The sequence below is a fragment of the Pseudomonas entomophila genome (assembly GCF_029478665.1).
Lineage (GTDB): Bacteria > Pseudomonadota > Gammaproteobacteria > Pseudomonadales > Pseudomonadaceae > Aquipseudomonas > Aquipseudomonas entomophila_F.
The window spans coordinates 20,026-27,755 of record NZ_JARPQB010000063.1 but is presented as its reverse complement, the minus strand read 5'-3'; the positions used below and the strand labels follow the sequence as shown (position 1 = coordinate 27,755).

Sequence of the window (7,730 nt, the reverse complement as noted above, 5' to 3'; positions counted from 1 at the left end):
ACCCGCCCCCTTGCCCCCGACCCCTACCCGACCACCGCCAATGCCAACCCGTCCGCGCATATCCTCACCCAGACCAACGAGTTGAGCGATGGTGACTTTGCCGGCATCAGCAGCGGTTCGGGCATCAGCACCCTGGTCACCCAGCAAACCAACAACATGGGCGGCAACATCAACAGCCAGAGCCAGTTGCCGAACCTGGCCGGAGGGCGCGGCGCCGGGTCCGGCGGCAACGGCATCTCCAACATGGTCAACTCCGGCGTGCAAAAGGGCATGGGCGCGCTGAATATCCTGACCGGAGGCCAGTAACATGAAACACACCGTGTTGATTCTGGCCGCGCTGTGCAGTGCGTCGGCTTTTGCCCAGGGCCCAGTGGTCAACAACGCCAACATCGACAACTCCGCTGCCCAGTACCAGGGCAACGTCGGTGTCAACCAGGCCGCCGGCGACCAGCAGCAACAGGCCAACGCCCGGGCCTTCGCCATTGGCCATGACGCCAATGCCAGCACCCAGATCCGCCAGCGGCTGCGCAGCCAGGTCGACCCCGCAGTCGACGCCCAGGCCAATATCAAGGGTGATTCGTTCAGCCACGGCAGTGGCGCGCTGGGTGTCAACCAGAGCGCCGGTGCCGCCAACCAGCAAGCCAACGCACTGCGCATCAGCATCAGTGCCCAGCCGCAAAGCATCGACGACAGCGTCCTTCTGCAACAGAACGTGGCGCTGATCAACAGCTCCGATCCGACTGATCTCGCACCCGGCCATCGCCAGGTCACCACCAGTGACCAGGCATTCACCGGTAGCCGTGGGGTGGTTCAGTTGAATCAGAGCGCCGGGGTGGGGAACCAGACGGCTAACACCCTGAGCGTACGGGTCGCCAATTGACCCAAACAGGTAAGAACAACACTTAACCTAAAATAAAGTACGGAGAATCACCATGAAACCCTCGATGGCACTCAAGCCTCTGGTTTTCGCAATTGCTGCGGTCATGGCTGTTGCTGTACAAGCTGGGCAGAATGATCGGCGTGGACACCACCACGGTCACTATGACCCTCCTCCAACCAAGGTGAGCGTCACCGCCACGGCCAAGGCGACTGACGTGCAAAGAAGTACCAACAACAAGATCAAGAATGAAGGCACCGTCAACAATGCCGAGATGAGCAGCTCCGCCGCAGGCGCAAGCGGCAACGTCGGTGTCAACGTGGCGGCCGGTAACGGCAACCAACAAGACAACGCCGCCGCCATCGCCAACGCCGGCTCCGATCTCGGTGACCGCGACAACGCCTTCGTCTTCGGCAATGCCACTGCAACCGCCAAGGTCGACCAGACCAGCAGCAACAACAAGGTCTACAACTGGTCTACCCAGAACTCCGCCGTCATGAGTGGTTCGGGTGATGGCAGCAGCGGCAACGTGGGTATCAACATTGCCGGTGGTGATCTCAACCAGCAGAAAAACACCATGGCCATTGCCAACAGCAACGCGCCACTGGGCAATGCAACCGCCACTGCCTCCGCCAACCAGAATGGCCCTGGCCTGACAGTGGAAAACAACGCCGACCGCACCTACCGTGTGGACACGCTGACCTTCACCACCACGAAGAGCGGCTCGTCCTCGCGTAGCGGTTCGTTCGACGCCAGTGTCGACAAGAGCTCCAGCTCGAGCTTCAGCGTAGCGGGCAACAGCAGCAGCAGCGCCAGCGGCTCCCACAGCAGCAGCTCGAGTGGCTCGAGCAGCAGCAACGCCAGCGGCTCCAGCAGCAGCAGCGCCAGCGGCTCCAACAACTGGGATGCCAATGGCTCCAGCAGCTGGAATGCCAGTGGCTCGGCCAGCCGCGACCACAGCTCGTCGTCTAGCGCTTCGTTGAACGCCTCGCTCGACGCCAGCGCTTCGGGCAGTGCTTCTTCGTCTGAAACCGCCGGCCGCTTCACCCGTTCTCGCAGCGCCGAGTTCGATGCCTCGCTCAACGCCTCGCTTGACGCGTCGATCGACAAATCGCACCAGTCGTCGAGCAACTCGTCCTATGACAAGTCCCGTGACTCGTCGTTCGACAAGTCGTTCAGCTCTTCGTATGACCGCAGCCGTGACTCGTCGTATGACAAGTCTCGCGATTCTTCGTACGAAAAAGCACACGAATCGGCGTGGGAAAAAGCCAACGCTTCGGCCTTCGAGAAATCCGGCGAGAAAGCCTCGGAGTCTTCGGACAGCATTTCGAAGAGCTACAACGAAGCCAATGCTTACGAGCTGAGCAACTCGGTCTCGTTCCAAGTGCTGACCCCGACCGGCTGGGCCAACCCTGTGACCAACACTGCAACCCTGAGCGGTTCGGTTAATGGTGGCAGCGGCAACCTGGGCGTCAACGTGGCAGCCGGTGTGGGCAACCAGCAAAGCAACTCGCTGGCCATCTCCAACACCTCGATGTAACAGCCGTGGCCTGGAGGCCCCCTTCGGGGGGCCTTCTTCACGAGGGAACCAGGGGGGACAGGGAAAATGCGCATTATCGCCTTGGTATTTTTGCTGTGCGTGGCCAGTGTCAGCGAGGCCGCCCAGATGCCGCTGTCCGTACTGCCGGGTGGCGCAATGATCTACAAGCCGGTGCAAAGCATCCGCGAACGCAAGTTCGTCGACCTGGTCCAGCAGAAGACCGACTTCAGCTGCGGCGCCGCGGCGCTGGCGACCATCCTGCGCCAGGCCTACTGGCTCGATGTCGATGAAGAACACATCATCAAGGGCATGCTCGAACACTCGGACCAGGACCTGGTGCGGGTCCAGGGCTTCTCCATGCTCGACATGAAGCGCTACGTGGAAAGCCTCGGCATGCGTGCCCGCGGTTACCGGGTGGCCCCCGAAACCTTGAACAGCATCCGCATTCCCGTGGTGGTCCTGATGGACATCCGCGGCTACAAGCACTTCGTGGTCATGCAGCGGGTCGACAAAGGCTGGGTCTATATCGGTGACCCGGTGCTCGGCCACAAACGCTTCAAGGTCGAGGACTTCGTCAAGGGCTGGAACGGCATCATCTTCGCCGTCATCGGCCAGGGCTACGACAAGAGCAATGCCTTGCTCGACCCACCACTGCCGCTGTCCGCCAAGAACCGCATCAATAACTTCACCCCGGTGCAAGACGCTGAGCTGATCGATTTCGGCTTCATCCGCAGCGACTTCTTCTGATGAAAAGGAGCACCACGCTCCGGGAGCATCCCATGAACACACGCATCTGGCTGGCACTGGCGTGCCTGGCCGCCAGCCTGTCGACCCAGGCCGAGACCCTCAAGCCCATCGAGCTCAAGGACCAGGAGCTGGCCAACCTGCGCGGCCGCTACGTCCTGCCGGGACGGATCGTCAGCTTTGGTATCGTCATGACCAGTACCTGGCAGAATGCCAACGGTGAAGTGATCGGTGCGACGTCCTCGATGCAGATCCAGCATTCGACCATCACGCCGCAATTCTATGTGTCGATGATCAATGAAAAAGGCAATGGCGCCTCTTCGTCGCAAAACAGCGGGACTGGCAGCGTAACCGGTGGCAGTGGCCTGAGCACCACCCAGGGCGTCACCCAGGTCGTGCGCGCCGCCGGCGACTTCAACGCGGCGCAGAACAATGTCGATATCAACGTCAGCAAAGGCAACGACGCGCCCACGACACAACCTCAGGGCCAGCTTCTGGCCCCCGGCTCGACGGTGATGGGCAGCAACGGCGCAGGCACACTGAGCGTTTCCGCCAGCAATTCGGGGCTGCAGCTCAATATCGACGCCGGCAACAACCAGGGCAGCAGCCTGCAGCGCCTGGCCCAGGGTGGGCTGATGCAGAACACCACCTTGCTGGGTTCCGGCAACCGGGTGAACAACCTCACCTCCCTGAATATCGTGCTGCGCGACGGTGCGGCGGCAGCCGGATCGGTCGGCACCAACCTTGATCAGCTCAAAGGCCTACGCACTTCCGGATACTGATCTACGCTGAGTCTCATCTTTTGTAGTCAGAAGGGACGGCTAACTCATGCACCGATTGTCAACACTCAGAGCTATTGTCTGTTTGAGTACCCTGGCCCCGGCCAGTTTGCTGCACGCGGCAACGGACCCGCAGGTCGAAGCGCTGAAACAGGAGCTCATCCAGTTGAAGCAGCGCTACGAGGCACAACAGAACGCGCTGATGGTGTTGGAGCAACGTCTTCGCCAGGTAGAGGAAACACCGGCAGCCGCGCCACCCAAGCGCCTGGTGCGGTCCCCTGCGGAGAAGGCCAAGGGCGCGCAGACCGTGGCTTCGGGGGCACCAGGCGCCTCCGGCAGCTCGTATGGCCAGTCGCTCAAGGATGACTCGGAACCCGCGCAAAGTGTGTCCAACCTGTATGACGAAGCCAGCGGCTTCTTCGGCGGCGGCAAGTTCAGCGTCGAAACCGGGCTGACCTACTCGCGCTACGACACCCAGGCGCTGGTGCTCAACGGTTTCCTGGCGCTGGATTCGATCTTCCTCGGCAACATCAACATCGACCGTATCAAGGCGGATGTCTGGACGCTGGACCTGACCGCACGCTACAACGTCGACCAGCGCTGGCAATTCGACGTCAACGTTCCGATCGTCTATCGCGAGTCCACCTATTCCTCCGGCGGTGTGCAAGGCTCGGGCAAGAACGCCTCCGACGCCAGTGTCACCCGCGACCCCGAGATCGGCGATGTCAACTTCGGTGTCGCCTACAAGTTCATCGATGAATCGGAAAACTGGCCCGACGCCGTCGCGACGCTGCGCGTGAAGGCCCCGACCGGCAAAGACCCCTACGGCATCAAGCTGGTCCAGGCCGACTCCTCCAACGACAACCTGTTCGTGCCCGAAAGCCTGCCCACCGGCAACGGCGTCTGGGCGATCACGCCAGGTATCTCGCTGGTCAAGACCTTCGACCCGGCCGTGCTGTTCGGTAGCCTGTCCTACACCTACAACATGCAGGACTCGTTCAGCGACATCAGTCCCACGGTCAACACCAAGGTCGGGGGTGATGTAAAACTCGGCGATTCCTGGCAGATCGGCGGCGGTATCGCATTTGCCCTGAACGAGAAGATGAGCATGTCGTTCTCGGTCACCGACCAGTTCGCCCGCAAGAGCAAGATCAAGCAGGACGGCGGCGACTGGCAGTCGATCACCAACAGCGACTACAACGCGGCGAACTTCAACGTCGGCCTGACTTTTGCCGCCTCGAACAACCTGACCATCGTGCCCAACCTGTCCATCGGCTTGACCGAAGACGCACCAGACTTCTCCTTCAGCCTGAAATTCCCCTACTACTTCTGACCTGGACAGTTGAATGGGCCTGCCGTGCGGGCCCGTCATTTGGTAACCAGCCTTGTCCTACAGACGCTGCGTATGCGTGGCCTGATATCATTCGGCACATTTATGTGACGATTTGATGGCAAGAAGGAACGCTTACGTGAGAAACATGCTTGGCCACCCACATGCCCGGATGATCACCCTGGGCACGCTGGTACTGGCCATTCCCCTGGCTGCACGCGCCCTGCTGGGCTGGTCCGACCCGCTGGGGTACCTGTCCGACCTGGCGATCGGTAGCCTGCTGGTGCTGCTGTTGCGGCGTGCGCCACTGTGGCTGGCGCTGCCCGTGCTACTGGCCTGGGGCGGCCTGCTGATCGCCTCTGCCGAACTGGTCAGCGCGGTCGGGCGCCTGCCCAACCAGACGGACCTCACCTACCTGTTCGATCCGCAGTTCATGGAGAACTCCACCGGTGGCGCCCTGGCCAGGCCTTGGTTGCCGTTGCTGCTGGCGGGCGCCCTGCTCGCCTGGCTGGCAACCGCCTGCTTCGGCACGCGTCGAGGCGCTGCCCTGTCGCGCAAGGCCTGGGCCGTGCCGGCGATCTTGCTGGCGGTGCATTGGGGCAGCCAGCAGCTCGCGCCGTCGGAGGCCGATCAGTGGCGCCAATACAACCTGCCACACCAGTTGCTCTCGGCGGCGACAGGCCAGTTGCAACAGCGGGCCCAGGTGCTGGTCGTGGGGGAAACACCCGTCATGCCGCTGCCCATTGCCGGCCTCACCCAGGCTGACCTGCACGGCCAGCGGCTGTTCGACGGCCCGGGCACGGCGCGCAACCTGCTGATCATCACCGTCGAAGGGATCCCGGGGACCTACATTCGAGCCAACCGCCAGGCCGTGGGTAGCCGGTTCGACGAAGAACTCATGCCCAATCTCAGCCGCTGGGCCGAACGCGGCATGAACACCCCCGACTACGTACTGCACACCCACCAGACCATTCGTGGCCTGTACGCCATGCTCTGCGGCGACTACGACAAGCTGGCCAACGGCACCCCGAAAGGCGTCGAACTGCTGACCCAGGACGTGCGCAACCAGGCCTGCCTGCCCGCGCAACTGCGCCAGGCCGGCTTCAGCACCCACTACCTGCAAGGCGCCGGGCTGCGCTTCATGGCCAAGGACCGGATCATGCCGCACATCGGTTTCGACCAGGTTCACGGCCTGGAGTGGTTCAACAATGCGAACTACCTGGAATTCCCCTGGGGCAAGGACGACCGCGCGTTCTTCGAAGGTGCCCTGGACTACGTGGGCGAACTGCGCAAGCAGCCACAACCCTGGATGCTCACCCTGCTGACCGTGGGCACCCACCAGCCCTACTCCGCCCCCGACGACTACTTGCAGCGCCATGCCACCGCCAAGCAAGCCGCGGTCGCCTACCTCGACGACGCCCTGGGCGGTTTTCTCGATGCCCTCGAACGCCAGGGTGTACTGGAGGACACCCTGGTGGTCGTCACCTCGGACGAGTCCCATGGCATCGATGGCGTGCGGCTGGCTTCGTCATGGGGCTTCAACCTCACCCTGGCGCCTGAACAACCCCAGTTGCCCAGGCTCAACCGAGGCACCTATGGCCATGTCGACCTGACCGCTTCGCTGCTCGACTACTTCACTCTGCCGATCCCCGCGGCGCTGGCGGGGCGATCGTTGTACCGCGATTACGACAGCGGCCGTGAAATGATCGCCTACACCAACGGCGTGCTGCGCTACCACGACGGCCAGGGTATCTTCAGCGAATGCGATTTCCAGCAGCGCTGCCGGCGCTACGCCAGCGAAGGTTTCATTACCGAGCAGGCTCGCTTCGTGGGCCACGGCGAACACACCCTCGGCCCACAGATCAGCCTGCTGGCCACCACCCTCGACCAGTCGCTGCTGAACACCCCGCTCAACCTGCGCTACCAGTTCGGCGGCCCCGCGCCCATCGCGCTGCAGGACCGCATCCGTGACGACTGGGCGGACAACCTCATCGGTGCGCAATACCTGGAAATGCCCGAGGGCTCGCGCACCCGGGTACGCGTCAAGATCCGGGCGCTCGACCCGAAACACGAAGCCTATATCCAGCTGAAGGCCAAGGAGCGTGAGCAGGATGTGGCGCTGGGGCTGCCCGAGGAAGTGCGGGTGACGGCTGACCAGCCACTGGAAATGGAATTCGACTTCGACAACCCGATCGAGCGCAAGGCGTTCTCCTTCCACCTGCTGGGCTACGGTGGCGGAGAGGTCGAGGTGAGTGATTTCAGCGTGATCACCGCGCTGCCGGGCGAAGAGGAAACCCTGGAGGAGCGCGTGGACGGGCATATCGCCCAGTCCACCTGATGGCGACTGCCTTGCTGCGCTCTTGAGATCGAGCACCGCTTACGCGGTGCATCGCGGATGAATCCGCTCCTACAGGCAAGTGAGACGACAACAGGCATAGCCAGGTTGCAAAGATGTAGGAG

General features: G+C 62.4%; 7 protein-coding genes. All 7 read left to right on the top strand.

The annotated features are described in order from the left end of the window. A partial coding sequence (locus P5705_RS23950) for a hypothetical protein (RefSeq protein WP_277463368.1) occupies nt 1–306 on the top strand: 306 nt, incomplete at its 5' end. 1 nt (nt 307) lies between these two features. Then, entirely contained in the window at nt 308–880 is a 573-nt protein-coding gene (locus P5705_RS23945; protein ID WP_277463367.1) for an adhesin, read from the top strand. A 52-nt stretch (nt 881–932) separates the two neighbouring features. Further along, a complete protein-coding gene (locus P5705_RS23940) occupies nt 933–2,417 on the top strand; it encodes a heme utilization protein (RefSeq protein ID WP_277463366.1) in 1,485 nt (494 codons plus the stop codon). Nucleotides 2,418–2,483: 66 nt separating this feature from the next. Beyond that, on the top strand, nt 2,484–3,164 hold the full coding sequence (locus tag P5705_RS23935) for a C39 family peptidase (RefSeq protein WP_277463365.1): 681 nt from the start codon (nt 2,484–2,486) through the stop codon (nt 3,162–3,164). 32 nt (nt 3,165–3,196) lie between these two features. Next, nucleotides 3,197–3,943, top strand: coding sequence for a hypothetical protein (locus P5705_RS23930; protein WP_277463362.1), 747 nt, complete (start codon nt 3,197–3,199; stop codon nt 3,941–3,943). Between the two features lie 46 nt (nt 3,944–3,989). Then, nucleotides 3,990–5,273: a hypothetical protein gene (locus P5705_RS23925; protein WP_277463360.1), complete on the top strand. Its 1,284-nt coding sequence runs from the start codon at nt 3,990–3,992 to the stop codon at nt 5,271–5,273. A 145-nt stretch (nt 5,274–5,418) separates the two neighbouring features. After that, a complete protein-coding gene (locus P5705_RS23920) occupies nt 5,419–7,608 on the top strand; it encodes an LTA synthase family protein (RefSeq protein WP_431196975.1) in 2,190 nt (729 codons plus the stop codon). Nucleotides 7,609–7,730 lie beyond the last annotated feature (122 nt).

Bases quoted from the DNA above. Each gene is read 5' to 3' on its own strand.
- P5705_RS23945 (WP_277463367.1), top strand. From the start codon at position 308: ATGAAACACACCGTGTTGATTCTGGCCGCGCTGTGCAGTGCGTCGGCT.
- P5705_RS23940 (WP_277463366.1), top strand. From the start codon at position 933: ATGAAACCCTCGATGGCACTCAAGCCTCTGGTTTTCGCAATTGCTGCG.
- P5705_RS23935 (WP_277463365.1), top strand. From the start codon at position 2,484: ATGCGCATTATCGCCTTGGTATTTTTGCTGTGCGTGGCCAGTGTCAGC.
- P5705_RS23930 (WP_277463362.1), top strand. From the start codon at position 3,197: ATGAACACACGCATCTGGCTGGCACTGGCGTGCCTGGCCGCCAGCCTG.
- P5705_RS23925 (WP_277463360.1), top strand. From the start codon at position 3,990: ATGCACCGATTGTCAACACTCAGAGCTATTGTCTGTTTGAGTACCCTG.
- P5705_RS23920 (WP_431196975.1), top strand. From the start codon at position 5,419: ATGCTTGGCCACCCACATGCCCGGATGATCACCCTGGGCACGCTGGTA.